Source organism: Pseudomonas sp. V88_4 (assembly GCF_029967985.1).
GTDB classification, from domain to species: Bacteria; Pseudomonadota; Gammaproteobacteria; order Pseudomonadales; family Pseudomonadaceae; genus Aquipseudomonas; species Aquipseudomonas glycinae.
This window is the reverse complement of the sequence record NZ_JASCAF010000034.1, coordinates 349,326-374,296: the sequence shown is the minus strand read 5'-3', so window position 1 is coordinate 374,296 and position 24,971 is coordinate 349,326. Positions and strand designations below refer to the sequence as shown.

The 24,971-nt window shown below is 60.8% G+C and carries 18 protein-coding genes; 7 read left to right on the top strand and 11 right to left on the bottom strand.

The window, feature by feature from the left end; translation table 11 throughout:
• The first annotated feature begins 95 nt into the window (after nt 1-95).
• Nucleotides 96-335, top strand: coding sequence for a hypothetical protein (locus QLG12_RS13250; protein ID WP_232253617.1), 240 nt, complete (start codon nt 96-98; stop codon nt 333-335).
• A 143-nt stretch (nt 336-478) separates the two neighbouring features.
• Here the strand turns inward: QLG12_RS13250 and QLG12_RS13245 are convergent, their stop codons facing one another.
• On the bottom strand, nt 479-817 hold the full coding sequence (locus tag QLG12_RS13245) for a DUF3077 domain-containing protein (RefSeq protein WP_011335006.1): 339 nt from the start codon (nt 815-817) through the stop codon (nt 479-481).
• 129 nt (nt 818-946) lie between these two features.
• Here QLG12_RS13245 and QLG12_RS13240 point away from each other — a divergent pair, with 129 nt between their 5' ends.
• Nucleotides 947-1,603 (top strand): LexA family transcriptional regulator, encoded by a 657-nt coding sequence (locus QLG12_RS13240; RefSeq protein ID WP_064384077.1) that lies wholly within the window; start codon nt 947-949, stop codon nt 1,601-1,603.
• A gap of 39 nt (nt 1,604-1,642) precedes the next feature.
• On the opposite strand, the gene QLG12_RS13235 is transcribed toward QLG12_RS13240, so the two are convergent.
• From QLG12_RS13235 to QLG12_RS13220, 4 genes are read right to left on the bottom strand one after another with little or no spacing between them, the layout of a single operon-like run.
• Nucleotides 1,643-3,592: an acetyl/propionyl/methylcrotonyl-CoA carboxylase subunit alpha gene (locus QLG12_RS13235; RefSeq protein WP_282474663.1), complete on the bottom strand. Its 1,950-nt coding sequence runs from the start codon at nt 3,590-3,592 to the stop codon at nt 1,643-1,645.
• On the bottom strand, nt 3,592-4,407 hold the full coding sequence (locus QLG12_RS13230) for a gamma-carboxygeranoyl-CoA hydratase (RefSeq protein ID WP_197867412.1): 816 nt from the start codon (nt 4,405-4,407) through the stop codon (nt 3,592-3,594). Before QLG12_RS13230 ends, QLG12_RS13235 begins: the two co-directional genes overlap by 1 nt.
• Before the next feature lie 13 nt (nt 4,408-4,420).
• The gene (locus tag QLG12_RS13225; protein WP_197867414.1) at nt 4,421-6,028 is read right to left on the bottom strand and encodes a carboxyl transferase domain-containing protein; all 1,608 of its coding nucleotides are present in this window, start codon (nt 6,026-6,028) and stop codon (nt 4,421-4,423) included.
• 12 nt (nt 6,029-6,040) lie between these two features.
• Nucleotides 6,041-7,204, bottom strand: a complete 1,164-nt coding sequence (locus QLG12_RS13220) for an isovaleryl-CoA dehydrogenase (protein WP_039767508.1) — start codon at nt 7,202-7,204, stop codon at nt 6,041-6,043.
• A gap of 200 nt (nt 7,205-7,404) precedes the next feature.
• Here QLG12_RS13220 and QLG12_RS13215 point away from each other — a divergent pair, with 200 nt between their 5' ends.
• Nucleotides 7,405-9,102 carry an AMP-binding protein gene (locus QLG12_RS13215; RefSeq protein ID WP_197867416.1) on the top strand — a complete coding sequence of 566 codons (1,698 nt, stop codon included), beginning with the start codon at nt 7,405-7,407 and terminating at the stop codon, nt 9,100-9,102.
• A gap of 594 nt (nt 9,103-9,696) precedes the next feature.
• Here QLG12_RS13215 and QLG12_RS13210 read toward each other — a convergent pair.
• The 3 genes from QLG12_RS13210 to QLG12_RS13200 all read right to left on the bottom strand — a co-directional run bounded on the left by QLG12_RS13210 (nt 9,697) and on the right by QLG12_RS13200 (nt 12,140).
• A complete protein-coding gene (locus QLG12_RS13210) occupies nt 9,697-10,596 on the bottom strand; it encodes a hydroxymethylglutaryl-CoA lyase (RefSeq protein WP_197867418.1) in 900 nt (299 codons plus the stop codon).
• A 142-nt stretch (nt 10,597-10,738) separates the two neighbouring features.
• Complete coding sequence (locus tag QLG12_RS13205; RefSeq protein WP_074688996.1) at nt 10,739-11,140, bottom strand: MerR family DNA-binding transcriptional regulator; 402 nt, start codon at nt 11,138-11,140, stop codon at nt 10,739-10,741.
• A gap of 55 nt (nt 11,141-11,195) precedes the next feature.
• Nucleotides 11,196-12,140 (bottom strand): LysR family transcriptional regulator, encoded by a 945-nt coding sequence (locus tag QLG12_RS13200; RefSeq protein WP_011334997.1) that lies wholly within the window; start codon nt 12,138-12,140, stop codon nt 11,196-11,198.
• 189 nt (nt 12,141-12,329) lie between these two features.
• On the opposite strand from QLG12_RS13200, the gene QLG12_RS13195 reads away from it, so the two are divergent.
• Entirely contained in the window at nt 12,330-13,559 is a 1,230-nt protein-coding gene (locus QLG12_RS13195) for an acyl-CoA dehydrogenase (protein WP_011334996.1), read from the top strand.
• A gap of 144 nt (nt 13,560-13,703) precedes the next feature.
• Here the strand turns inward: QLG12_RS13195 and QLG12_RS13190 are convergent, their stop codons facing one another.
• The gene (locus tag QLG12_RS13190; RefSeq protein WP_282474662.1) at nt 13,704-15,038 is read right to left on the bottom strand and encodes a phosphate ABC transporter substrate-binding/OmpA family protein; all 1,335 of its coding nucleotides are present in this window, start codon (nt 15,036-15,038) and stop codon (nt 13,704-13,706) included.
• Between the two features lie 116 nt (nt 15,039-15,154).
• Nucleotides 15,155-15,967 carry an exodeoxyribonuclease III gene (gene xthA, locus QLG12_RS13185; protein WP_085667520.1) on the bottom strand — a complete coding sequence of 271 codons (813 nt, stop codon included), beginning with the start codon at nt 15,965-15,967 and terminating at the stop codon, nt 15,155-15,157.
• Nucleotides 15,968-16,293: 326 nt separating this feature from the next.
• On the opposite strand from xthA, the gene QLG12_RS13180 reads away from it, so the two are divergent.
• From QLG12_RS13180 to QLG12_RS13170, 3 genes are all read left to right on the top strand, one after another.
• Entirely contained in the window at nt 16,294-16,944 is a 651-nt protein-coding gene (locus QLG12_RS13180) for a GNAT family N-acetyltransferase (RefSeq protein WP_282474661.1), read from the top strand.
• A gap of 66 nt (nt 16,945-17,010) precedes the next feature.
• The gene (locus tag QLG12_RS13175) at nt 17,011-18,738 is read left to right on the top strand and encodes an autotransporter assembly complex family protein (RefSeq protein ID WP_282474660.1); all 1,728 of its coding nucleotides are present in this window, start codon (nt 17,011-17,013) and stop codon (nt 18,736-18,738) included.
• A complete protein-coding gene (locus QLG12_RS13170; protein WP_282474659.1) occupies nt 18,735-22,409 on the top strand; it encodes a translocation/assembly module TamB domain-containing protein in 3,675 nt (1,224 codons plus the stop codon). The genes QLG12_RS13175 and QLG12_RS13170 overlap by 4 nt, the downstream gene beginning before the upstream one ends.
• Here QLG12_RS13170 and QLG12_RS13165 read toward each other — a convergent pair.
• Nucleotides 22,406-24,895, bottom strand: a complete 2,490-nt coding sequence (locus tag QLG12_RS13165; RefSeq protein ID WP_282474658.1) for a fimbria/pilus outer membrane usher protein — start codon at nt 24,893-24,895, stop codon at nt 22,406-22,408. The two genes, QLG12_RS13170 and QLG12_RS13165, sit on opposite strands and share 4 nt — an antisense overlap.
• Nucleotides 24,896-24,971 lie beyond the last annotated feature (76 nt).

Genomic DNA, 24,971 nt, shown 5'->3' with positions numbered 1-24,971 from the left:
TCGGTTCCTGAATATGATTTTTATGGCGGCTACTTTACACGCAAGACAGGGGTGAAACCGAGGGAAATTGCCGGTTGCGGCGGGGGGCGTCTTCCATGACGCGCTGGCAGCTTAGTGGCTGTGCGATTGATTCTCAAGTGCTGATTGGCATTACTTTGTCCCAATGTGGTCGGGGTCGGCTTGCCAAGCAATGTTCTTTTGATATCATCCGCGCCGACGAATTTGCAGCACCCAAAGACTTCATTAGCCTGAAGCCACAAGCCAGAAAACTGGCAAAAAAAAGACCCGGCAAAAAAGCCGGGTCAAAAACCGTGATTAGCCTGATGAGGAGATAGTCCAGAAGACCGACCTAAGGTCTCTGGTCTATCGACTGATCTCGCGACCAGTTGCTTGCAATAATAATCATTATCATTTGCAAGTCAAACGTTTTTATCTGCGCGATTGGAAAATTCTTTCCCGTCCGTTCGAGCTCCCGTCTTCAGCGCACTGCGCCATCAAGCGAGTGATCAACCATCGCCCGCGCCATGTCCACCATGTGCACGACCGAAAACGCCAGATCCCGATTGACGCCCTGCAAGCTGTCCGCAGCCTTGAACGCCGTCGCTGCTGCGCAACGCAGCAGGTCGGAGGCGTGGACCAGGGATTCTTCGCCACTCAGGTTGCTGTTCACGCCGAAAAAGCGCTCATCCACTTCCGGTTCTGACACAGCTGGTTTCAAGTAATAGTCCAACGCCCGTTGCGCAGCGGCGCACCCTTGCGGAGACGTAAAGGTGGTGTCCATTTGCAGGTCGGGCAAGTCTTTGCTGGGGATATTCATGGTGAAAGGTCACTCCTTGGTCGATTCAAATCCGTGACCCAAGAATAGTACCAATAGTATTTGTGACCAGAATTTAAATACTACAATATGTGTTTTGTCGGCCGAAGGCGTCCACGTATGGTGCCGCACATGGATAAATGGATTGAGTTGGTCAAGGCCAAAATGAGTGAACTCAACGTCACTCAAGTCGAGCTCGGCGAGCGTGTCGGCATGTCTCAGGGTGGCATCGGCCATTGGCTGAACAAGCGTCGCGAGCCCGGAATCACGCAGATGAACCGCGTGCTGAAAGCGTTGGGTATGGAGTATCTCGAAGTCGCGGTGGTGATTCGTGAACCGCAGATCGATGCGGACGACGAAATGCCTCTGGCACAGAAGTACAACCCTTACTTTCGCTACCCGGTCAGCGAGTGGAATGCGCCGATCGAGGCCCGTGAAAGCCAGCCAGCGTATTCGAGTGCCAAGGACAAGCGACGTTTCGAGCTGACGGATTATCACGCCCGTGGCCCGGCGTTCTGGCTCACGGTGACGGGTAATGCGATGACCGCGCCGACCGGGCAGAGCATCGGCGAGGGGATGATGATTCTGGTGGATCCGGCGCTGGAAGCCGAGCCCGGAAAATTGGTGATCGCCCAGTGGCCGGACAGCGACGAGGCCATTTTCCGCAAACTGATCGAAGAGGGCGGCCAGCGTTACCTGGCGCCGCTCAATCCGACTTGGCCGAAAGCCTTGTTGACCGACGAGTGCCGAATTATCGGTGTCGTGGTTCAGGCAACGGCCAAATACTAGTCAGATCGATCCTCGCCAGGCGTAGGATCGATCCACCTTTCACGCTTCTTCCAGTTCGACCAGTGCGCTGCCTTCGCTGACCATTTCGCCTTCCTGGCAATACAGCGCCTTGATCACGCCAGCATGGGGCGCGCGGATGCTGTGTTCCATCTTCATGGCTTCCAGCACCACCAATTGCGCGCCGGCTTCAACCGATTGCCCGGCCTCCACCAGCACCCGCACGATGCTGCCGTTCATCGGCGCCGTCAGACCGCCTTGATGGCTGTGACTGGCTTCGATAGCGCTGATCGGGTCGTACGTTTCAACGCGCCGCAATTCACCGTCCCATTGCAGAAACAGAACCTCTCCACGACGAATCGCACGCAGTTGTCGGCGCAGCCCATCGTGCTCGACCACCAGTTGCTCGCCGATCAGTTTTGCGTAGCCGCCAGCGCCGAGCGTCAACGCCCGATCCTGCCCCTCGCAACTCAAGTGAAGTGCGATTTCACGTGGCAACCCCGCGCGCAAACCACTGTGTAGCGCCCAAGGCGAAGCGGGATCATCCGCCCGAGCTGTCTCCGGCAGGCTCTGCGCAAAGGCCTGCGCCGCCGCATTCCAAAATTCATCGCTCAGCGCAGCAGGTGTTGGCAGCAACTGATCCTGATAACGCGGAATGAACCCGGTATCCAGTTCCGCCGCCGCAAACGCCGGATGCCCGATGATCCGCCGCAGGAAGTTGATGTTGGTCTTCAACCCGCCAATCGCAAACTCATCGAGCATGCTCAGCAGCCGTAAACGCGCCTGCTCACGATCTTCGCCCCAGGCAATCAGCTTGCCGAGCATGGGGTCATAGAACGGTGAAATCTCGTCGCCTTCCTCAACACCGCTGTCCACACGGCGCCCCGGTCCTGCGGCGGATTCTCGATACAGATCCAGACGCCCGGTCGCCGGCAGAAAATCATTCGACGGATCTTCCGCATACAACCGCACTTCAATTGCATGCCCGTTCAGCGGCACTTGATCCTGAGTGATCGGCAACGCTTCGCCACGGGCGACGCGAATCTGCCAGGCCACCAGATCGAGCCCGGTGATGGCTTCGGTGACTGGGTGTTCGACCTGTAGCCGCGTGTTCATTTCCATGAAGAAGAACTCGCCGCGCGCATCCAGTAGAAACTCCACCGTGCCGGCGCCGACGTAACCGATAGCCTGCGCCGAACGCACAGCCGCTTCACCCATCGCTCGACGCAGTTCCGGACTGAGGCCAGGTGCCGGCGCCTCTTCGACGACCTTCTGGTGCCGACGCTGAATCGAGCAGTCGCGCTCGTTCAGGTACAGGCAATTGCCATGCTGATCGGCGAACACCTGGATTTCCACGTGACGCGGCTTGAGCAGGTATTTTTCCACCAGCATCCGCGAATCGCCGAACGAGGACTGCGCTTCACGCTGAGCCGAGGCCAGCGCTTCAGCCAATTGGCTGACGTCCTCGACAACTTTCATACCTTTACCACCACCGCCGGCTGTGGCTTTGAGCAGCACCGGATAACCGATGCGTTCGCAAGCATCGCGGAAGGTATCAAGATCCTGAGCCTCACCGTGATAACCCGGCACCAGCGGCACGCCGGCAGTTTCCATCAGGGCCTTGGCGGCGGATTTGCTGCCCATCGCATCAATGGCCGAGGCGGGCGGGCCGAGGAAAATCAGGCCGGCGGCTTCGATGGCGCGGGCAAACCCGGCGTTCTCCGACAGAAAGCCATACCCCGGATGAATCGCCTGAGCGCCGCTGGCCTTGGCCGCCGCGATCAGTTTGTCGATTTGCAGATAGCTGTCGGCCGCTTTGCTGCCGCCCAGATCGACGCGGATATCCGCTTCACGGCTGTGCCGCGCTTCGCGGTCGGTGGCGCTGTGCACGGCAACGGTGGTCAGGCCCAGCGCCTTGGCGGTACGCATGACCCGGCAAGCGATTTCGCCACGGTTGGCCACCAGCAGGGTGGTGAGAACAGGTGCGCTCATCAACGCGGCTCCTTGGTGGTGATTGCGGCTTGCCAGCTCGGTGGGCGTTTCTGCAGAAAGGCCCGCAGACCTTCCTGGCCTTCCGGGCTGACGCGGATGCGGGCGATGGCGTTTTCGGTGTAGCGACGCAGGGCCGGCGTCAGCGCGCCGTTGCCGACTTCACGCAGCAGATCCTTGCTGGCGCGCATCGCGGCGGGGCTATTGAGCAGCAGGTTGTCGATCCATTGCTCGACTTTCTGTTCAAGCTCGGTCGCTGGATAGCTTTCCGACAACAAACCGATTTCCCGCGCCCGCTGCCCGCCAAAACGTTCGGCCGTCAGCGCATAACGCCGCGCCGCCCGTTCGCCGATGGCTTGCACCACGAACGGGCTGATCACCGCCGGCGCCAGGCCAATGCGCACTTCCGACAGACAGAACTGTGCATCATCGGCGCCGATCGCCATGTCGCAGCAACTGATCAGACCCAGCGCGCCGCCGAACGCCGCGCCTTGCACCACGGCCACGGTCGGGATTTTCAGTTTGGCGAGGTTGTACATCAGCTCCGCCAGTTCCCGGGCGTCGTCGAGGTTGGTGTGGTAATCGAGTTCGGCCGATTGCTGCATCCAGGCCAGATCGGCGCCGGCGCTGAAGTGTTTGCCGCGTCCGCGCACCAGCAGGAAACGCAGGCTGGCGTCGCTGGCGACCTTGTCCAAGGCCAGGATCAGCTCGCGGATCATCTCGGCGTTGAACGCGTTGTTCTTTTCTTCGCGGCTCAGCCACAGGGTCGCGAAACCCCGTGGGTCGCTGTGCAATTCGAGGGTGTTGAAATGGCTCATGAGGTTCTCCCGATCACATCCGGAACACGCCGAAGCGGCTCGGTTCGATAGGCGCGTTCAACGACGCGGACAAGGCCAGGGCCAGTACATCGCGGGTTTGCGCCGGGTCGATGACGCCGTCGTCCCACAGCCGTGCGCTGGAGTAGTAGGGGTGACCCTGCTCTTCGTACTGGTCGAGAATCGGTTGCTTGATCTCGGCTTCCTGCTCGGCGCTGAAGGCCTGGCCGCTGCGTTCGGCCTGCTCGCGCTTGACCTGAACCAGCACGCCGGCCGCCTGTTCGGCACCCATCACGCCGATCCGCGCGTTCGGCCACATCCACAGGAAACGCGGATCGTAGGCCCGCCCGCACATGCCGTAGTTGCCGGCGCCGAAGCTGCCGCCGATGATCACGGTGAATTTCGGCACCTTGGCGCAGGCCACGGCGGTCACCAGTTTCGCGCCGTGCTTGGCGATGCCGCCGGCCTCGTATTTCTGGCCGACCATGAAGCCGGTGATGTTCTGCAGGAACAGCAGCGGAATGCCGCGCTGGCAGGCCAGTTCGATGAAGTGCGCGCCTTTTTGCGCGGCTTCGGCGAACAGGATGCCATTGTTGGCGAGGATCGCGATCGGGTAGCCGTGCAGATGGGCGAAACCGCACACCAGCGTTGTCCCGAACAGCGCTTTGAATTCATCGAACACCGAACCGTCGACCAGTCGCGCAATCACTTCGCGCACATCGAATGGCTGCTTGGCGTCCGCCGACACCACGCCGTACAACTCGTCGCTGGCGTACAACGGCGCAATCGGCGCGCGCTGCTGCACTTCGCCGAGCTTGCGCCAGTTGAGGTTGGCGACGCTGCGGCGGGCGAGGGCGAGGGCGTGCTCGTCGCTTTCGGCGTAATGGTCGGCGACCCCGGAAGTCTTGCAGTGCACATCGGCCCCGCCAAGGTCTTCGGCGCTGACCACTTCACCGGTCGCGGCTTTCACCAAGGGCGGGCCGGCGAGGAAGATCGTCGCCTGATTACGCACCATGATCGCCTCGTCAGCCATCGCCGGCACATAAGCGCCGCCAGCGGTGCAGGAGCCCATGACCACGGCTATCTGCGGAATGCCCATGGCGCTCATGTTGGCCTGATTGAAGAAGATCCGCCCGAAGTGCTCGCGGTCCGGGAACACTTCGTCCTGGCGCGGCAGGTTGGCGCCACCCGAGTCCACCAGATAAATGCACGGCAGACGGTTTTGCTGGGCGATGGTCTGGGCGCGCAGGTGTTTCTTCACGGTCAGCGGGTAGTACGAGCCGCCTTTCACGGTCGCGTCGTTGGCGACGATCATGCACTCGACGCCTTCCACGCGGCCGATCCCGACAATCACGCCAGCGGCCGGCACGTCTTCGCCATACACGGCGTGGGCGGCCAACTGGCTGATTTCCAGAAACGGCGAGCCCGGATCGAGCAAGCGGTTGATCCGCTCACGGGGCAGCAGTTTGCCGCGTGAGGTGTGCCGTTCCTGAGCTTTTGCGCCGCCACCCTGGGCCACTTGGGCGAGGAGGGTGTGCAGGGCGTCGACCTGTTTGAGCATCGCCGCGCTGTTGGCGGCGAACTCCGCTGAACGAGGGTTGAGCTGGGTATGCAGGATAGCCATGGACAGCTCCGTTTAGCGGGTTTCGTTGAACAGTTCGCGACCGATCAGCATGCGACGGATCTCACTGGTGCCAGCGCCGATTTCGTACAGCTTGGCGTCACGCAGCAGACGGCCGGCCGGGAATTCGTTGATGTAACCGTTACCGCCGAGAATCTGGATTGCATCCAGGGCCATTTGCGTAGCGCGTTCGGCGGTGTAGAGGATTACGCCGGCCGCGTCCTTGCGCGTGGTCTCGTTGCGTTCGCAGGCCTGGGCCACAGCGTAGAGGTAGGCGCGGCTGGCGTTGAGCTGGGTGTACATGTCAGCGACTTTGCCCTGGATCAGCTGGAATTCGCCGATGCTCTGGCCGAACTGTTTGCGGTCGTGGATGTACGGCACGATCAAGTCCATGCACGACTGCATGATCCCGGTCGGGCCACCGGACAGCACGACGCGTTCGTAATCGAGGCCGCTCATCAGCACTTTCACGCCGCCGTTGAGCACGCCGAGGATGTTTTCTTCCGGCACTTCGACGTCATCGAAGAACAGCTCGCAAGTGTTGGAGCCGCGCATGCCGAGCTTGTCGAACTTGTTGCTGCGGCTGAAGCCTTTCCAGTCGCGCTCGACGATGAATGCGGTGATGCCGTGCGGGCCCTTTTCCAGGTCGGTCTTGGCGTAGATCACGTAGGTGTTGGCGTCGGGGCCGTTAGTGATCCAGGTCTTGCTGCCGTTGAGCACGAAACGGTCGCCGCGTTTATCGGCACGCAGTTTCATCGAAACCACGTCGGAACCGGCGTTCGGCTCGCTCATTGCCAGAGCGCCGACGTGTTCGCCGCTGATCAGTTTTGGCAGGTATTTGGCTTTCTGTTCGTGGTTGCCATTGCGGTTGATCTGGTTCACGCAGAGGTTGGAGTGGGCGCCGTAGGACAACGCCACCGAGGCCGAGCCACGGCTGATTTCTTCCATCGCCACCACGTGCGCCAGGTAACCCAAGCCAGCACCGCCGTACTCTTCCGGTACGGTGATGCCGAGCAGGCCCATGTCACCGAACTTGCGCCACAGATCAGCGGGGAACAGGTTGTCGCTGTCGATCTGCGCGGCACGCGGGGCGATCTCCTTGGCAACGAAGGACTGAACCTGATCGCGCAGCATGTCGATGGTTTCGCCGAGGGCAAAGTTCAGGGATGGGTAGCTCATGGGTCACCTTTTGGCTTTTTTGTAGGGTGGGGAGAAGGGCGTTCAGTTCTCACCTTTACGTTAACGTAAGCCTGTGACGAATGACTGTCAATCACCCTTTACGTTAACGTCAACTTGAGCGAGAGTAGGGCCAGTTCTGAACGGTCGGAGCTGACATCGCTCCGGTCCAACACCCACTAATAAAGACAATAGGGGTCGTCATGGATCAACCCAGTGCAAGCCCGCAGCGCAGCTACACCCGTGGTTCCCAGGACAAAGCCTTGCTGGCGATGACCATCGGGCAGAAGTTCGACCAGACCGTCGCGCAGTACCCGGACGGCGAGGCGCTGGTGGTGCGCCATCAGCAGCTGCGTTACACCTGGCGGCAACTGGCCGACGCAGTGGACGTGCATGCCAGAGCCCTGCTGGCGTTGGGTTTGCAGGCCGGTGACCGGCTCGGCATCTGGGCACCGAATTGCGCGCAATGGTGCATCACTCAATTCGCCACCGCGAAGATCGGCGTGATCCTGGTCAACATCAACCCGGCCTACCGCAGCTCCGAACTGGAATACGTGCTCAAGCAATCCGGTTGCCAATGGCTGGTCTGCGCCGGTGCCTTCAAATCTTCGAACTATCACGGCATGTTGCGAGGCTTGCTGCCGGAACTGGCCGAGCAATCCATCGGCAAACTGCGCAGCGAGCGCCTGCCGGAATTGCGCGGGTTGATCAGCCTTGATCCCCAGCCGCCTTCGGGTTTTCTGCCGTGGTCGCAACTGGCCGATCTGGCAGCCAGTGTCTTTCCAGAACAATTGCGTGAACGCAGCGACAGCCTGCACTTCGATCAACCGGTCAACATCCAGTACACCTCCGGCACCACCGGTTTCCCCAAGGGCGCGACCCTCAGTCACTACAACATCCTCAACAACGGTTACATGGTCGGCGAAAGCCTCGGCCTGACCGTCGCCGATCGCCTGGTGATCCCGGTGCCGCTGTATCACTGCTTCGGCATGGTCATGGGCAACCTCGGCTGCATCACCCACGGCAGCACGATGATTTATCCCAACGATGCCTTCGATCCGCTGCTGACCCTGAGCACCGTCGCCGAAGAAAAAGCCACCGCGCTGTACGGCGTGCCGACCATGTTCATCGCCATGCTCGATCAGCCGCAACGTGCGGAATTCGACCTGTCGACTCTGCGCACCGGAATCATGGCCGGCGCCACTTGCCCGATCGAGGTGATGCGCCGGGTCATCAGCGAAATGCATATGAACGAAGTGCAGATCGCCTACGGCATGACCGAAACCAGCCCGGTGTCGCTGCAGACCGGCCCATCCGACGAACTGGAATTGCGCGTGACCACCGTCGGCCGCACCCAGCCGCAACTCGAAAGCAAGATCATCGATGAGGCCGGCAACCCGGTGCCGCGCGGCACCATCGGCGAGCTGTGCACCCGTGGCTACAGCGTGATGCTCGGCTACTGGAACAACCCGAATGCCACCGCCGAAGCCATCGACGCGGCAGGCTGGATGCACACCGGCGACCTGGCGAGCATGAACGACGAGGGTTACGTGTGCATTGCCGGGCGTAACAAGGACATGATCATCCGTGGCGGCGAAAACATTTACCCGCGTGAACTGGAGGAGTTCTTCTTCACCCACCCAGCGGTGGCGGACGTGCAGGTGATCGGCATTCCCTGCTCGCGTTACGGTGAGGAAATCGTCGCCTGGATCAAATTCCATCCCGGCCACAGCGCCACCGAACAAGAACTGCAAGCGTGGTGCAAGGAGCGCATCGCCCACTTCAAGACGCCGCGGTACTTCAAGTTTGTGGAAGAGTTTCCGATGACGGTGACGGGCAAGATCCAGAAATTCCGCATGCGCGAGATCAGTATCGAGGAGTTGCGTAGCGACGAGGGCTGAGGAGCGGATCTGTGGGGGCTTGGCTCCCACAGTTTTCTGCAGGATTTCAGAACGCCAGACAGCACAAAGGGGAGCCGAAGCTCCCCTTTAATTTTGTCGTCGCGTGCTCTTTTTTATTATTGAGGGTCGGTCTGTTGTTGTTTTTGGCAACCGTGGCCCTTTACCGCTGTTTTTGGCGACCCCCATCCGGGGTCAAGAGCAAACGTATTTTTTTGAGCGCTGATCTGCTTTCTCGTCTAGCGATCCAACCGATTCGGGAGCTACCTGAAGGTAGTTTTATTGTTCTCTGCCCGGTTGCGGGTCATTCCGAGGAATACCCTGAAAAGCACACCTTCTCCAAAAAAATCTGTTAGCTGCGTCTCTGCCGTGTTGTTTTTGTTATGTCAGAGTCGGTACGTCTTATTTTTATTGGTTTGCTGCTTTTTATTCTTGTTATGCCATAGAGATAGCAGAAGCCGTGCCAACTTTTAAAAACCCTTGTAAATCAAGGGTTTGAGATTTTTGAAAGATTTTTCCTTCGGGCGAAACCAGACAATTTGTTTCCGTGTTACTCGCTTGTGCCCACGTCTCGCGCTCGGCGGTAACACCATCCCCTCACTGTGCGCTGCGAGCCTTGGCCACGCGCGAACCGGTTGGGCGGCCCAGCACGGCGCTGATCTGCTGGCCGGCGGCAATCAAGGCGTCGAGGTCGATACCGGTCTCGATGCCCAGGCCGTTGAGCAGGTACACCACGTCTTCGGTGGCGACGTTACCGCTGGCGCCCTTGGCGTAAGGGCAGCCGCCGAGGCCGGCGATCGAGCTGTCGAACACCGCGATGCCTTCCAGCAGGCTGGCGTAGATGTTGGCCATGGCCTGGCCGTAGGTGTCGTGGAAGTGGCCGGCGAGTTTCTCGCGTGGCACCTGCTTCGAGACTACTTCGAACAGCCGGCGGGTGGCGCCCGCGGTGCCGGTACCGATGGTGTCACCCAGCGACACTTCGTAGCAGCCCATCGCAAACAGCTCGCGGGCCACCATTGCCACTTGCTCCGGGGCGACCTCGCCTTCATAAGGGCAACCCAGCACGCAGGACACGTAACCGCGCACGGTAACGCCGTGCTGTTTCGCCGATTCCATGATCGGCGCGAACCGCGCCAGGCTTTCGCTGATCGAGCAATTGATGTTGCGCTGCGAAAACGCTTCTGACGCAGCGGCAAACACCGCGACTTCCTTCACTCCCGCCGCAAGTGCATCTTCAAAACCGCGCAGGTTCGGCGCCAGTGCACCATAGGTTACGCCGGGCTTGCGCTGGATCTGCGCGAATACATCAGCGGAACCGGCCATCTGCGGCACCCACTTGGGCGAGACGAAACTGCCGACTTCTATATAGCCGAGACCGGCGGCGCTCAGCGCGTCGACCAGTTGCACCTTGTCGGCAACGCTGATGGGCTGGGCTTCGTTCTGCAGGCCGTCACGCGGGCCGACTTCGATCAGGCGTACTTGGGAGGGGAGGGACATGGCGTTGACCTGCTCTTTGAATTCTTGCGGAACCCCTTGTGGGAGCGGGCTTGCTCGCGAAAGCGGAGTGTCAGTCGGAAAATATGTTTCTGATACACCGCTTTCGCGAGCAAGCCCGCTCCCACATTGGGATTTGTTTGGATTACTGAACTGATTGCTGATTCTTGAGCGTCTGCTCCAGCGCCTGCACGCAGCGTTCTTCGGCGGTGTCGAGTTCCAGCTTCATCTGTTCGATGTCCAGCAATTGCTGCTCGAGCTGTTCCCGGCGCTCGCTGATTTTCGCCAGCATGCTGTTGAGTTGTTTGGTGTTACCGCTGGAGGGGTCGTAGAGCTCGATCAGCTCGCGGCACTCGGCCAGGGAGAAACCGATGCGCTTGCCCCGCAGGATCAGCTTCAGGCTGACCTTGTCGCGCGGCGAATAGATGCGTTCCTGGCCTCGTCGCTCGGGGCTGAGCAGGCCTTGTTCTTCATAGAAGCGGATCGCCCGGGTGGTGATGTCCAGCTCGCGGGCGAGGTCGGAAATGCTGTAGGTCTGGCTGCTCATGAAAGCGCTCGAAGAAGGGTCTTGGCGCTAAGCTAATGGCAGGTTGACGTTTACGTCAAGTAGCGGGCGCCTGCAGCTTGTCGAGCTTCTTCTCATGGGCTGTCACTTGCTGGCACAACTCGATCATCTGCTCGCGCATCCAGCGGTTGGCCGGGTCCTGATCGGTGCTTTCGTGCCAGTACAAATGGGTTTCCACCGGCGGCACATCGTTGACCGGCAGATTGAACGCATGCAGGTCATGGCGCCGGGCGAACCGCTCCGGCACGGTCATCACCATGTCGGTCTGCTGCAACACCTGGGACGCCATCAGATAGTGCTGCGAGCGCAGGGCGATCTTGCGCTGGATGCCCATTTTGCCCAGAGCCAGATCGACGTGGCCCAGGCCACTGCGGCGGCTGGAAATATGAATGTGGGTCAGCGACAGGTAATCGTCGAGGGTGAATTTTTCCTTGGTTGCCAGCGGATGACCCTTGCGCATGGCACAGACGTAACGGTCTTCCATCAGCTTGACGTGGCGCACCTGCGGGTCGGTGTTGAGCGGCGCATCCACGGCAAAGTCGAGACGCCCGGCAGCCAGTTCCTTGGTGGTTTCCCGGCGTTTGGATAGGAAGCTTTCGATGATCACCGTCGGTGCCAGACGACGCAGGCGCTGGAACAGCGGCGGCAGAATCACCGCTTCGGTCAGGTCAGTCATGCTGATGCGGTAAGTCTTGACCGCTTGCGAGGGGTTGAAAATGCGGCTTTCCTGAACCGATACCCGCAGCAGCGACAGGGCATTGCGCACCGGGCCGATGATGTTCTGCGCCATGGGCGTCGGCACCATGCCTTGGGCGGTGCGTACGAAGAGCGGGTCGTTGAAGGTTTCGCGCAACCGCGCCAAGGCATTGGACACCGCAGGCTGGGTAATGCCGACAATCTGCCCGGCGCGGGTCAGGTTGGCTTCGGTGTAGATCGCGTCGAAGACGATGAAAAGGTTGAGGTCGACCTTGCTCAGATTCATTACGCGGCTCTCTTGTTATAGGTGCTTGTTATAGATGGATGGCGCGGGTCAGGGCGGCCAGGAAAATCAACCAATCATATATCGGTGATGAATGTTTATACACGCCGAGAATAGGCTAGGTAAATTATCAACGCTGTTCTAGCATCGATTGCATGATTTAAACAACCTGCCGAAAAAAGGTAATTGCTCATGGATTTCGCTTATTCGCCCAAGGTGCAAGAACTGCGTGAGCGCGTGACCGCGTTCATGGACACTTACGTTTACCCGGCCGAAGCCGTGTTCGAACGCCAGGTCGCAGAAGGCGATCGCTGGCAGCCGACGGCGATCATGGAAGAACTCAAGGCCAAGGCCAAGGCCGAAGGGCTGTGGAATTTGTTTCTGCCTGAGTCGGAGCTGGGTGCTGGCCTGACCAACCTCGAATACGCGCCATTGGCGGAAATCATGGGCCGTTCGCTGCTCGGCCCCGAGCCGTTCAACTGCTCGGCACCCGACACCGGCAACATGGAAGTGCTGGTGCGCTACGCCAACGAAGAGCAGAAACAACGCTGGCTCGAACCGCTGCTGCGTGGCGAGATCCGTTCCGCGTTCGCCATGACCGAGCCGGACGTTGCGTCCTCCGACGCCACCAACATGGCCGCCCGTGCCGTGCGCGATGGCGACGAGTGGGTGATCAACGGCAAGAAATGGTGGACCTCCGGCGCCTGCGATCCGCGCTGCAAGATCCTGATCTTCATGGGCCTGAGCAACCCCGACGCCCCGCGTCATGCCCAGCACTCGATGATCCTCGTGCCGGTCGACACCCCCGGCGTGAAGATCATCCGCCCGCTGCCGGTGTTCGGTTACGACGACGCACCGCACGGTCACGCCGAAGTGCTATTCGACAACGTGCGAGTGCCGTACGAAAACGTCCTGCTCGGTGAAGGACGCGGCTTCGAAATCGCACAAGGTCGCCTGGGCCCGGGCCGGATTCACCACTGCATGCGTTCGATCGGCATGGCCGAGCGCGCACTGGAACTGATGTGCAAACGTTCGGTAAGCCGCACCGCGTTCGGCAAACCGCTGGCGCGTCTGGGCGGTAACGTCGACAAGATTGCCGACTCGCGGATGGAAATCGACATGGCGCGCCTGCTGACGCTGAAAGCGGCGTACATGATGGACACCGTGGGCAACAAGGTCGCCAAGAGCGAGATTGCGCAGATCAAAGTCGTGGCACCGAACGTCGCATTGCGGGTGATTGACCGGGCGATCCAGATTCATGGCGGGGCAGGGGTGTCGAACGATTTCCCGCTGGCCTACATGTACGCCATGCAACGTACCCTGCGCCTGGCCGACGGCCCGGACGAAGTGCACCGCGCCGCGATCGGCAAGTTCGAGATCGGCAAGTATGTGCCGAAGGAAATGCTGCGTAGCGAGCGCTGATCCAAAGCCGCGTTATCGTTCATCGCTGGCAAGCCAGCTCCCACAAGTCTGCTGGTGCTCACACCAATTGTGTTCACCGAAGATCCCTGTGGGAGCGGGCTTGCCCGCGAAGGCGTCAGTGGCTGCAACGCATCACCATCAGATTCAGTAAACCCAAACCTCAACCCGCCGATTCTTGATCCGGCCCTCATCCCCGCTGTTGGTCGCCACCGGCATCAGTGCGCCAAACCCGCGCACTTCGCGCAACACCACGCCGTTTTTCACCAACTCTCGGCGTACCGCCATCGCCCGCAGCTTCGACAGTAAATCCGCCCGTGCCGGGTCGTCCTTGGCGTCGCCGAAGCCCACCAGTGTTACCGCGCGGTCGGTCTTGTCGTGGTGCTTTATATAGTCGAACACCCGGGCCAGATCCTGACGGGCCTTGTTGTCGAGGCTGGCGCTACCTTCTTCGAAGCGGAAGTTCACCGTCAGGCGCTGGGCGTGGCGGCTGAGGGATTGATAACCCTCGGGCATCAACGCATTCGGCGTGACGGCGATGGCCTGCACGGTCTGGGCGATAAAACCATTGGCCGCGACAATCGCCTGGCCCTGACGGCTTTGCGCAAAGTCCACCAGCGCACTGGCCCAGGGATTGTTGCTGTCGGGCGGCAGATAGAAGAACAGCCGCCGCGACAGCGGATAGTCTTCGGTGGCGATCAGGCTGGCGAGCGGCAGCATCGCCTGGGATTGTCCGTCAACAATCGCCACGGCCTTGGCTTGACGCACATAGGGCAGGCCGATGAAACCGATGGCCTGCGGATCGGCACTGACCGCGTCGGACAACTGCTCGCTGGACTCAAACCGTTTCGCGACACTGCTCAGGGATTTCCCACGACGACTGAGGACAAGTTCCTTGAAGGTGTCGTAGGTGCCGGACTGATCATCCCGCGCATACAGATGAATCGTCCCACCCTTGCCGCCGAGTTCTTCCCACGTCTTCGCCTCGCCGCTGAAGATCCGCGCCAGTTGTTCGGTGTTCAGTTGCACCAGCGGATTGTCGGGATGAAGGATGATCGCCAGGCCATCGATGGCGATGACCTGCTCGGCGCCAGGGCTTTTCAGATCACCCCGGGCTTGCAGGGTCAGCAGTTCGCTGTCCTTGATCGGGCGCGAGGAGGCAGCCAGATCGGCGCTGGCGTTCTTGAGTGCAGTGAAACCGGTGCTCGAACCGTGGGCGGCGATCTCCACGACGACTCTTTGGCCTTGGGCCGTCAGGCCGACGACCCGTTGTTCGTTGGCGGTGTCCGGGGTTTCGCTGTGGACTTTCAACAGTCCCTGATCCTGCAACAGGCCTTCCACCAACGCCGGGCCGAGCGCCGCGCCAATGGTGTTGGAACCCTGGATGCGCAATACCGGGCCGTTCTCGGGAATGGGCAATGCCGCGGCCGAAACCTGCAGCCAGGCACTCAGGAGAAAGACGAACAGAACACGCAGGGTCATGCCGGCACCGATTGCAGCCAAGGGGATTGCCGGGGAGATTAAGTCAGTGAGGTTGCTGAAAGATGACAGGGCAGAAGATCACAACCGCCGGCTGTGATCTTCTGCTTTCAAGCGAATCAGCTCAATTCCAGCCAGATCGGCGCATGGTCCGAAGGCTTTTCCATCCCGCGCAGTTCATAGTCGACGCCGGCGGCTTTCACCCGTGGCAGCAAACCGTGGGACGCCAGAATCACATCGATGCGCAGACCACGTTTCGGCTCGTCTTCAAAGCCACGGCTGCGATAGTCGAACCAGCTGAACGTGTCGGTCACGTCCGGGTTCAGGTGACGGAAACTGTCGGTCAGGCCCCAGTTTTTCAGGCGAGCCATCCACTCGCGCTCTTCCGGCAGGAAGCTGCATTTGCCGGTTTTCAGCCAGCGCTTCATGTTGTCCGGGCCGATGCCGATGTCGCTGTCTTCCGGAGAGATGTTGACGTCGCCCATCACCACCAGCGGCTGTTCGTTGTGGAACTGGCTTTCCAGCAGCGCTTGCAGATCGCTGTAGAAACGCTGTTTGGCCGGGAATTTGGTCGGATGGTCGCGGCTTTCACCCTGTGGGAAATAGCCGTTCATGATCGTCACCGGAACGCCGTTGGCGTCGGCGAACGTGCCCCAGATGAAGCGTCGCTGCGCGTCTTCTTCATCGGTGGCGAAGCCCTTGTGCACGGCAATGGGTTCCTGGCGCGAGAGCAGGGCGACGCCGTAGTGGCCTTTCTGTCCGTGGAAATACACGTGATAACCCAAGGCCCGCACTTCTTCCAGCGGGAACTGGTCGTCGTGAACCTTGGTTTCCTGCAGGCCGATCACGTCCGGCTGATGCTTTTCGATCAGCGCCGCCAGCTGATGCGGACGGGCCCGCAGTCCGTTGATGTTGAAGGAAACGATCTTCATGGTCGGCAGTCCTGGCAAAAGGGCGATGCTAGCTGACATGTAGGATCTGGGCCAGCGTGGGGTAAGCAGATTCATTCAGGTCTGTCAGATATGCGCGGCCCCTAATGGCCCCATCGCTGGCAAGCCAGCTCCCACAGGTATTTTTTGCGTACACGAATTTTGTGGACGAACCGGAAACTGTGGGAGCTGGCTTGCCAGCGATAAGGCCCGACCAGTCGATGAAGATCTCTGGTTGGTCTATACCTGTGGGGAACTGTGCCATCACCAAAAGGTTCGTACCAACAAGAGCGCCGCCATCCGAGCGCGCCCCGGGGAGAATCACCGTCATGCCTGAAACCCAAACCGCCATTGCCGACATTCATATGCTCGACCGCGGCTATTCCCGTGAAGCGCGATCCCTTCTTTATCAGGCCTATCGTCATGAGCCGACCTTCGCCTACCTGTTCGAAGCCGAGCGTCCGGGTTACGAACAACGGGTGCGCGCCACGGTGCGGGAGCTGGTCAAACAGCATTTTTTGCAGGATCTGCCGGCCATCGGTCTGTTGGTCAATGATCGCCTGATCGGCATCGCCCTGATCGCGCCGCCGCAACGGCGTCTGGGCGTTACCGAGAGTTGGGCCTGGCGTTTGCGCATGGTGCTGAGCACCGGTTTCCGCTGCACTCGGCGTTATCTGGAGTATCACGCCGCCGTTGAGGCCTGCGTGCCGACCGACTCGGTGCACATGCTGCCGCTGCTTGGTGTGCATCCACAATTTCAGGGCAAGCATTTCGGCGAACAACTGCTGCAAGCGATACACAACTGGTGCGCGGTGGACGAGACCTCCCAAGGCGTGATCCTCGACACCGGCAACCCGCGTTATCTGGAGTTCTACAAGCGTCAGGGTTACGAGGAAATCGGCGAAGTGGCCGTCGGCCCGGTGCGCGAGCACGTATTTTTCCACGCCAACCCGCAGGTGTTACAAACAGCAACGGGATGACCATCGAACTTTTGGGGGAATTTCCTGTTCTATCACGCTCCCAAGCCCGTGATAGCATCCGCGCCTATGAAGTTTCCAGGAAGATTTACCAGTGGCGTGCTCATGCTGTTAACCAGCTGCGCGGCGCTGGCGCAAAGTGAATTGGATGTGCGGATCAAACCGTCCAACGATGAACTGAAAGCCAATATAGAAGGCTATATCGGCAGCCTCGGCGATCGTGACGAAGAAGCCTTGCAGCGCTTCAGTCGCGGCGCCGAAGAGCAGGCGCGCAAGGCTGCCCAGGCCTTGGGTTATTACCAGCCGCAGATCGAAAGTGACGTCAAGGGCGGTGAAAAACCGCGTCTGGTGCTGAACATCGATCCCGGCGAGTCGATTCGCCTGCGCAACGTGACCGTGCGTGTTGACGGCCCGGCGGCCTCCCTCAAATCCTTTCGAGTCCCCAAGAGTGACGTGCTCAAGCCTGGCGCGGTGCTCAATCATGGGCGTTACGAAGACGCCAAGCGGCTGATCCAGAATCAGGCGTCGCGCTATGGCTTTTTCAGTGGCCGCTTCACCCGCCAGAAATTGATGGTCGATCCCCGCGCCGGGGTAGCCGATGTCGAACTGATCTACGAAAGCGGCCCGCGTTATGCGCTGGGCAAAGTCAGTTTTGAAGGCGACACACCGTTCGACGAAGACCTGCTGCAACGCATGGTGCCGTTCAAGGCCGGCGAGCCGTATGACTCCGAGCTGATCGCCGAACTCAACCGCGACCTGCAATCGAGCGGCTACTTCGAAGGCGTGCGGGTCGACGCCGCGCCGACCGCCGCGAAAAACGACGTGATCCCGGTGGACGTCAAACTCGACACCCGCAAACCGCGCACCATGGGCCTGGGTCTCGGTTATTCCACCGACGTCGGCCCGCGGATCAAGGCCAACTGGACCCGCCACTGGGTCAATCCGCAGGGCGACAGTTATGGCTGGGAGGCCGAACTGTCGGCGCCACGGCAAAACGTCGGCCTGTTCTACGACATCCCGCTGGACCCGCCGCTGACCGACAAGCTGCGCTGGGCCGGCGGTTATCAATACGAGGACATTGACGGCTCCGACACCCTGAGCAAGCTGCTGACTTTCGGCCCGGAATGGCACAGCAAATTGCCGAGCGGATGGCAGCGGGTGATCTCGCTGAAATGGCAGCGCGAGGAATACCAACTGGGCGACGACTCCGGCCTGAGCACCTTGCTGATGCCCGGCGTGAGTTATTCCTACCTCAAGAGCGACAACCGCATCGACCCGCACAATGGCTATCGCCTGACTTTCGAAAGCAAAGTGGCGAAAGAAGGCCTCGGCTCGGACAACAACCTGGTTTACGGCACGGCGCTGGTCAAAGGCCTGACCACCGTGTTCGACAAGCACCGTTTGCTCGGCCGGGTGCAGGTCGGCGGCAGCGCCACCAACGGTTACAAATCGGTGCCGCCGTCGCTGCGCTTCTTCGCAGGTGGCGATCAGAGCGTGCGCGGTTACGACTATCAGAGCCTGTCCCCGGAGAACTCCGAGGGCGACCGCATCGGCGGGCGCTACATGGTGGCCGGCAGCGTCGAATATCAATATTCGATCGCCGAGAAGTGGCGCGTGGCGACCTTCGTCGATCAGGGCAACTCCTTCAACAAACTCGAACTGCCGAACCTCAAGACCGGGGTCGGTATTGGTGTGCGCTGGGTTTCGCCAGTGGGGCCGATCCGCCTCGACCTGGCCCACGCGCTGGACGACGATGGCGGCATCCGGCTGCACTTTTCCATGGGGCCTGAGCTGTGAAGCGTGGTTTGAAAATATCGGCGCTGGCGCTGTTGTCGCTGGTGCTGCTGATTGTATTGAGCATCACCGCTGTGCTCGGAACGCAGGCCGGCAGCCGTTGGTTGCTGGGTCTGGTACCGGGCCTGAGCGTGGACAATTTCCAGGGCCGCCTCGGCGGACAGTGGAGCGCCGATCATCTGCTGTGGCAGCAGGACAGCAGCCGCGTCGAGCTGAGCAAACCGATCTTCGAATGGTCGCCGCTGTGCCTGACGCGCATGACGTTGTGCATCGAGCAGCTCAAGGCCGATCAGGTCAGCCTGCAATTTCCGCCCGGCGAAGAAACCACCGACAGCGGCCCGATCAAGTTGCCGGATCTGCAATTGCCCGTGGCCATCGAGTTGGGCGACGTTCAGGTCGGCAGCCTGCTGTTCAACGGCAGTGAAGAGTTGAAAGGACTGCAACTGGCGGCGCACTGGACCGCCAAGGGCATGCAGATCGACAGCGTGAAACTGCAACGTGACGAGTTGAGCCTGAACCTGTCCGGCCTGTTGCAACCGACCGGCAACTGGCCGCTGAACATCGCCGGTGATCTGACCTTGCCGTCGCCCGCTCCCGAGCCGTGGACGCTGGCGCTGAAAATCGACGGCGACCTGCTGAAAACCCTCAACCTGCACGCCGACAGCCGTGGCTACCTCGACGGCCAGTTGAGCGGCGAGCTGCAACCGCTGGCGGAAAACCTGCCGGCCAAAGTGCGGATCACCTCAGAGGCGTTCAAGCCGAGCGTGGATCTGCCGGACACCCTGCAATTCAATCAACTGCTATTGACCGGCGAAGGCGACCTGAAAAACGGTTACCAATTGCTCGGTAATGCAACGCTGCCTGCCGATAATGGCCCGGTGGCGCTGTTGCTCAAGGGCAAGGTCGACGCCAAAGGCGCGCAGATTGCCGGCCTCGATCTGACGGCCAACGACAAGCAAAGCCTCAAGCTCACCGGCAACGTCGACTGGAGCAAAGGCCTCAGTGCCCAGGCCAATATCAACTGGCTGGATTTTCCGTGGCACCGGCTCTATCCGGAGATCGACGAGCCACAGGTCACGTTGCGTACCTTCACGGGCGAAGTCTCCTACACCGACGGTCAGTACATCGGTAACTTCGCCGCCGCTGCGGATGGGCCGGCGGGTGCGTTCAGCCTGAGCAGTCCGTTCAGCGGCAATCTCAAGCAGATTTTCCTGCCACAACTGAAACTCGAAGCCGGGCAGGGCAAGGCCGAAGGCCATGTGAACGTGCAGTTCGCCGATGGCATCGCCTGGGACACCGCGCTGGAATTGTCGGCGCTCAACCCGGCGTATTGGGTTGCGGAGTTGCCGGGCACGCTGGCCGGCCCGTTGAAGAGCAAAGGCGAAATGAAAAACGAGCGCCTGAGCCTGAATGCCGACCTCGATCTGAAAGGCAAACTGCGCGGGCAATCGGCGATCCTGCAAGCCAAGGCCGACGGTGCCGGCGAGCAGTGGAATCTCAATGCCCTGCAAATCCGCCTCGGCGACAACAGCATCAACGGCAAGGGCAGCCTGCAACAGAAACTCACCGGACAGATCGATATCAAACTGGCGCGACTGGCCCAGCTCTGGCCGCAACTGCGCGGGCAGATCAACGGTCGGGTTGATGTCGCCGGCACGCTCAAGGCGCCGCAGGGCAAGCTCGGCCTGCAAGGTTCGCAACTGGCGTTCCAGGACAATCGCCTGCAAAGCCTCAACCTCGACGCGACCCTCGACAGCGCGCAACGGGCGAGAATCGACCTCAAGGGCAGCGGCATTCAGGCCGGCGATACGTCGCTGGGCACCCTGACCGCCAGCGCCCAGGGCGATATCAAAAGCCAGAAGCTCAACCTCGACCTGCTCGGGCCGAAGCTGAAACTGGCGTTGGGCCTGGACGGCAATCTGGACAAAGGCAACTGGCGCGGGCGTCTGGCCAGCGGCGACATTCAGGCTGGCGGTCAGGACTGGAAGCTGCAAAACCCGGCCAGGCTCGAGCGTCTGGCCGACGGCAAGATCAACTTCGGCGCCCATTGCTGGATGTCCGGCAATGCCAGCCTGTGCGGTGAAGATCAGCGCTTGATGCCGGAGCCGAAGCTGCGTTATCACCTCAAGCAATTCCCGATCGAAAGCCTGGCGCAATGGCTGCCCAAGGACTTTGCCTGGCAGGGCAAGCTCAACGCCGACCTGCAACTGGACCTGCCGGCCAGCGGCCCGAACGGCCAGATCAGCGTCGATGCCAGCGGCGGCACCTTGCGCATGAAGGAAAAGGATCAGTGGCTGGACTTCCCGTACCAGACGCTCAAGCTCACCAGCAAACTCACGCCCAAGCGCATCGACACCGACCTCAATTTCGTCGGCGGCAAGCTTGGCGAGCTGATGGTGCAGGCGCAGCTCAACCCGCTGCCGAAGAACAAACCGCTCAGCGGTACATTCCGCCTCAGCGGACTGGACTTGTCGGTGGCACGCCCGTTTGTGCCGATGGTCGAGAAACTCACCGGACGCCTGAACGGCAGCGGCACGATTTCCGGTGGCCTGCTCGCGCCGCTGGTCAACGGCACGGTGCAACTCAGCGACGGCGAAGTGTCCGGGCCGGAGTTGCCGATCGAACTGCAAGCGTTGCAACTGCAAGCGGTGATCGCCGGTGAAGCCGTGCAATTGAACGGCGGCTGGAAAAGCGGCAAGAGCGGGCAGGGGAGTCTGAACGGCAACATCGCCTGGGGTCAGGCGCTGGTGGTGGATCTGGCGCTCAAGGGCACGCAATTGCCGGTGACGGTCGAGCCGTACGCCAAACTGGAAGTGGCGCCGGACCTGAAGATTTCCATGGCCGGCGATGAACTGGCGATTGCCGGCAAGGTGCTGGTGCCTAGAGGCGAAATCACCGTGCGCGAACTCCCGCCATCGACGGTGAAAGTCTCCGATGACACGATCATCGTCGGCGCCCAGACCGAAGAGGGCAAACCGCCGCTGGCGATGAAAATGGACATCGACGTGGTGGTCGGCCAGGACAAGCTGAGCTTCGCCGGGTTCGGCCTGACCGCCAACCTGCAAGGTCACGTGCACATCGGCGACAACATGGACACCCGTGGCGAGTTGTGGCTCAACGACGGTCGATACCGCGCCTACGGCCAGCGCCTGACGGTGCGACGGGCGCGTCTGCTGTTTGCCGGGCCGATCGATCAGCCGTATCTGGACATCGAAGCGATTCGCCAGACCGACGATGTGATCGCCGGTATCCGCCTGAGCGGCAGCGCCGAGCAGCCGACCACGCAGATTTTCTCGGAGCCGGCGATGAGCCAGGAACAGGCCTTGTCCTATCTGGTGCTGGGACGTCCGCTGAGCACCACCGGCGAGGACAACAACATGCTCGCGCAAGCGGCGCTCGGTCTGGGCCTGATGGGCAGTTCCGGGGTCACCAGCGGTCTGGCCAAGGATCTGGGGATTCAGGATTTCCAGCTCGACACTCAGGGCAGCGGCAACACCACCAGCGTGGTGGCCAGCGGCAACATCTCCGAAAAACTCAGCCTGCGTTACGGCGTCGGCGTATTCGAACCGGCCAACACCATCGCCTTGCGCTACAAGCTGAGCAAAAAGGTCTACCTCGAAGCCGCCAGCGGCGTGGCCAGTTCGCTGGATATTTTCTACAAGCGGGATTTCTAAGGGACTTGCGGGGTGCACACCAGCGACACCCGCTCATAGTTCACTGCCTTGTTGCGTTCCGGTAACGCGTAAGGCGCCTCGCAGCGCTGGCCCTGCCAGTGGATGATCAGGGTACCGGCGTCGGCTTCAACCAGCGCCAGTGCCTTGCCGCCAGGGTCAGAGATTGCCAGTTGCTTGCCGGCGCTGTCTTCAAGCGACGCGCCAAACGGGATCGGTTTGTGCTGTGCGTCGAACAAGGCAAACTGCACACGCCGTCCGGTCTTGCTGGTGTAACGGGCCAGCACCACAGCGCCACGTCGCGGTACCACTTGCCGGGTCGCATTGTCGATCTCGATATCACCGCCCAGGTCGCGGGTGTCGAGGTTGATCCAGTTCACGCGATAAGGCTGCGCGTTGGGCACCACCGCGAAACCGTTACTACCGGTCCTGGCCCCTGAGAAACTGCCGATTTTCACACCTTCCACCCCGTCGACCTGCGCCAGCGCGAATGTCTCACCCACGGTTTGCCCCAGATTGATCCCGCCGGCATGGCCGACGATCGAACCTGCCAGGTTCAGGTTTTGCGAGTTGTACCCGCGTCCCTGGCTGTAGCCGGCGCTGATGTCCATCACCGAGGTGCGGGTGCTGAGGTTGACCGAGCCGCTATTGCCACCGGTGCTGCTGTTACCGCCTTGCACCGAGTAATAGGTGTCGCTGTTTTCCGACAGATAGCCGTTGATGCCCATTTGGGTGGTGTCGTTGCCTTTCTGCGAACTGGCCGAGACAAAGGCCCGTGGCGCCCGGGGTTTTGAGCCCAGAGGGAACGATACGGACAGGTTGATCAGAGTGTCATTGTTCGCCGGGCCGTAGTTACCGACATCCTTGGAGTACGTGGCCCCGAGGTTGTAGCTGACATCGCCCCAGTAGTTGCTGTAACCCGCCGACAGGCTTTGCGAGCCGCCGCGTCCCCAGTAACGCTGGTCGCTGGCGTTGATGTAGACGCTGCCATATTCCTGGTTGCGCCCCAGGCTCTGGTTGACCGTCAGGTCGGTGCGGGTTTTCGAGTTGCCGGTGCGTGGTTTTCCCTCGCTGCTCAGTTCCTCGACGTGCTCGGTGAGGGTGCGATAGCCCTCGGTCGAGTAGCGGTACGCGGCGAGGGTGAAGTTGGTGTCGGTGCCGGTAAACGTCTTGGCATACAGGGCGCGCAAGCTGTTGCCTGTGACCGTCTGAGCGAAGGTACGACTGGCGGAGTGGGTCACGTCCAGCGATACCGCACCAATGGCCGTGTTACGACCCGCACCCACGGACAACGCCTGGAAATTTTCCGTCGCCTGTAGCCCGACGATCGCCGACAGGTTGCTGCTGAGGCCATAGGCCAGGGTGCTGCTGACAAACTGCGGCGATTTCTGCTCATCGCTGTTGCTGTTGTACTGGCCGGCCGAAACGCTGTACTTCAGTTGGCCCTGGCGCACCATGATCGGCAGGCTGGAAAAGGCTTGCACGCTCACCCGGCGCCGGCCATCGGCCTCGATGATCGTCACTTCCAGGTCTCCGTTGGAGCCGCTGGGGTAGATGTCGCTGATCTCGAACGGTCCCGGCGGCACATTGGCTGTGTAGAGGATGTAGTTGTTCTGGCGAATCTCCACGGTGGCGCTGGACTGCGCGATGCCGCGAATCACGGGTGCATAGCCACGTTCGCTGTCGGCACGCATGCCGTCGTCGGACGCCAGTTTCAGGCCGCGATAGCGCACGCTGTCGAACAGGTCGGCATCCGAAAAAATATCCCCGGCGCTGAACTGCCCCTTCAAGGCCGTAACGTCATGTTGCAGGTAGCTGCGATTACTTTTGAAGGTGCCGGGGCGGCCGGTGCTGCTGTTGAAGTTCGACTCGTTACGCAAGCGCCAGCCGCCCAGATTGATTCCGTTGCGCAAGCCGACGTTGTTGGACAGGGAGTTTTGCGCCTGGGTGCTGTTGCGGTTACTGCTCAACTGATAGTTGATGAACGCGGCGGGCACGCCTTCATCCCACAAGGCCGGGTCCACATAACCACGCCGGCCGCGTTCCATCGCGCTTTGCGGGACACTGACCATCAGCCGAAGGCGTGGTACGTCGTAACGCACGGTGGCGTGATCGATCAACGCGGGCAGGTCCAGGCAGGCGTTCGGATCATCGCCAACGAGTTTGCCTGCGGCCTGCAGTTTGCCGATGTCGACCCCCAATTGCTGCACCATTTCCAGGGTCAGGCAGGCCTCGACCTTGCCCGTGCCCGGATGGCGACGGAAGTCGATATCGCGGCGGCCGACCAGTATTTCGTTGCCGTAGAGGTCTACCCGGTAAATGCCGGGCAGCACGCGACTGGTGGCGAGCAGTGATTGCAGGTCGACAGAGGACGGTGCACCTTGCAGAAACGAGGTATTGAACTGTTCATCGCCATCGGCCAGGCAGGCGGAACTGAAAACCAGGACAACCGAAAATGGCGCCCATCCGTCGCGCTTGAGTAAAAACATGCAGGAACCCTATATCACCTCCGATACGAACTAACGGAGCGAAGAGAAATACAGTGAAAGTGCAGCCGTGACAGCG

Bases quoted from the DNA above. Each gene is read 5' to 3' on its own strand.
- QLG12_RS13165 (WP_282474658.1), bottom strand. From the start codon at position 24,895: ATGTTTTTACTCAAGCGCGACGGATGGGCGCCATTTTCGGTTGTCCTG.
- QLG12_RS13250 (WP_232253617.1), top strand. From the start codon at position 96: ATGACGCGCTGGCAGCTTAGTGGCTGTGCGATTGATTCTCAAGTGCTG.
- QLG12_RS13210 (WP_197867418.1), bottom strand. From the start codon at position 10,596: ATGTCCCTCCCCTCCCAAGTACGCCTGATCGAAGTCGGCCCGCGTGAC.
- QLG12_RS13205 (WP_074688996.1), bottom strand. From the start codon at position 11,140: ATGAGCAGCCAGACCTACAGCATTTCCGACCTCGCCCGCGAGCTGGAC.
- QLG12_RS13195 (WP_011334996.1), top strand. From the start codon at position 12,330: ATGGATTTCGCTTATTCGCCCAAGGTGCAAGAACTGCGTGAGCGCGTG.
- QLG12_RS13190 (WP_282474662.1), bottom strand. From the start codon at position 15,038: ATGACCCTGCGTGTTCTGTTCGTCTTTCTCCTGAGTGCCTGGCTGCAG.
- QLG12_RS13180 (WP_282474661.1), top strand. From the start codon at position 16,294: ATGCCTGAAACCCAAACCGCCATTGCCGACATTCATATGCTCGACCGC.
- QLG12_RS13235 (WP_282474663.1), bottom strand. From the start codon at position 3,592: ATGAGCGCACCTGTTCTCACCACCCTGCTGGTGGCCAACCGTGGCGAA.
- QLG12_RS13220 (WP_039767508.1), bottom strand. From the start codon at position 7,204: ATGAGCTACCCATCCCTGAACTTTGCCCTCGGCGAAACCATCGACATG.
- QLG12_RS13225 (WP_197867414.1), bottom strand. From the start codon at position 6,028: ATGGCTATCCTGCATACCCAGCTCAACCCTCGTTCAGCGGAGTTCGCC.
- QLG12_RS13200 (WP_011334997.1), bottom strand. From the start codon at position 12,140: ATGAATCTGAGCAAGGTCGACCTCAACCTTTTCATCGTCTTCGACGCG.
- QLG12_RS13230 (WP_197867412.1), bottom strand. From the start codon at position 4,407: ATGAGCCATTTCAACACCCTCGAATTGCACAGCGACCCACGGGGTTTC.
- QLG12_RS13215 (WP_197867416.1), top strand. From the start codon at position 7,405: ATGGATCAACCCAGTGCAAGCCCGCAGCGCAGCTACACCCGTGGTTCC.
- QLG12_RS13240 (WP_064384077.1), top strand. From the start codon at position 947: ATGGATAAATGGATTGAGTTGGTCAAGGCCAAAATGAGTGAACTCAAC.
- xthA (WP_085667520.1), bottom strand. From the start codon at position 15,967: ATGAAGATCGTTTCCTTCAACATCAACGGACTGCGGGCCCGTCCGCAT.
- QLG12_RS13175 (WP_282474660.1), top strand. From the start codon at position 17,011: ATGAAGTTTCCAGGAAGATTTACCAGTGGCGTGCTCATGCTGTTAACC.
- QLG12_RS13245 (WP_011335006.1), bottom strand. From the start codon at position 817: ATGAATATCCCCAGCAAAGACTTGCCCGACCTGCAAATGGACACCACC.